The sequence below is a fragment of the Mesorhizobium sp. M7A.F.Ca.MR.362.00.0.0 genome (genome assembly GCF_004023175.1).
Lineage (GTDB): Bacteria > Pseudomonadota > Alphaproteobacteria > Rhizobiales > Rhizobiaceae > Mesorhizobium.
In genome coordinates, this window is the sequence record NZ_RZTF01000728.1 from 1 (window position 1) to 1,458 (window position 1,458).

Below are 1,458 nucleotides of genomic sequence, written 5' to 3' on the forward strand. Positions count from 1 at the left end.
GCCAACTGCTTGGCTTTTCGAACAACGAACGCCCGGAGGGCGGTGGCCGCAAAGCGGCCGGGTGAGGGGGCCGGCTCGGGCTCAGACAATGCCGCCCGAGCCACCGGCGACCGCGGGACGTTCCGCAGCGACCTTGGCGCGGTAACCCGCCGCCCTATAGGCCGCGACCGGATCAATGGCGCCACCAGTCTTCAGCCGCGCCATGGCCAGGATCGGCTCGACATCGGTTCGATAAGCGGCTTTCAGCGTCTGCGTCGCCATCAGCGCGTCATTACTGTCCTGAAAACCTTCCAGCGCCTTGCGATCGACGAGCAGCGCCTGCGCATAGGCGCGCTGCACCTCGACCGCCGACAGCATCAAGCTTTCGATCGGATCGGTGACGTTGTGACTCTGGTCGAGCATGTGCGCCGGATCGAAACCCTCGGTGCCGGACAGTTCGGCATCGACCAGTTCGTTGAAGACGAGGAACAGCCGGTAGGGGTCGATCGAACCGGCATCGAGATCATCGTCGCCATACTTCGAATCGTTGAAATGGAAGCCGCCGAGCTTCTTGAACTGGATCAGCCGCGAGACGATCATCTCGATGTTGACGTTGGGGGCATGGTGGCCGAGGTCGACGAGACAGAACGCCTTGTCGCCCAATTCCCTGGCGATCATGTAGTTGGTGCCCCAGTCCTGCACGACGGTGGAATAGAAGGCCGGCTCGTACATCTTGTGCTCGCTGAACAGCTTCCAGCCGGCGGGCAGTCCGGCGTAAACCTCTTTCATGGCGTCGAGATAGCGCTCGAACGCCTTGGCGAAATTGACCTGGCCCGGGAAGTTCGAACCGTCGCCGATCCACACCGTCAGGGCCTTGGAGCCGAGCGTCTTGCCGATCTCGATACATTCGAGATTGTGCTCGACCGCTTGCCGGCGCGTGCCGGCATCGGCATGCGACAGCGAGCCGAATTTGTAGGAAAGCGCCTGGTCCTTCGCGTCGGAAAAAGTGTTGGAGTTCATGGCGTCGAAGCCGAGGCCAAAGCGCGAAGCCGCCTGCTTCAGCCGGTTCGGGTCGGCCTTGTCCCACGGAATGTGCAGGGAGACGGTCGGCGTCGCTTGCGTCAATTGCTGGATGACGGCGCAGTCCTCGATCTTGTCGAAGATGTCGCGCGGCTCGCCGGCGCCGGGAAAACGGGCAAAGCGGGTGCCGCCGGTGCCGACGCCCCAGGACGGGATCGCCACCGCGAATTTCTCGACCTTGTCTCTGATAGCGTCGATAGCGATGCCGCGACGGTCGAGCCGCTCGCCGAGCGAGGCGTAGTCGCGCTCGAGGTTGGGCTTGCGCGCGCCGTTGTCCTTGTCGACGAGGTCGGCGGAGATGATGGATTCGGACAAGTGCTGGTTCCTCCCAAAATATGTTCGGGCAGCGCTGCCCCTCATCCGCCTGCCGGCACCTTCTCCCCGTATAGTGACGGGGAG

General features: G+C 63.2%; 1 protein-coding gene. It reads right to left on the minus strand.

What is annotated here, in order from left to right; translation table 11 throughout:
* Positions 1-81 precede the first annotated feature (81 nt).
* Positions 82-1,374, minus strand: a complete 1,293-nt coding sequence (gene rhaI / locus EOC06_RS37195; protein ID WP_164781647.1) for an L-rhamnose catabolism isomerase — start codon at positions 1,372-1,374, stop codon at positions 82-84.
* Positions 1,375-1,458: the final 84 nt, after the last annotated feature.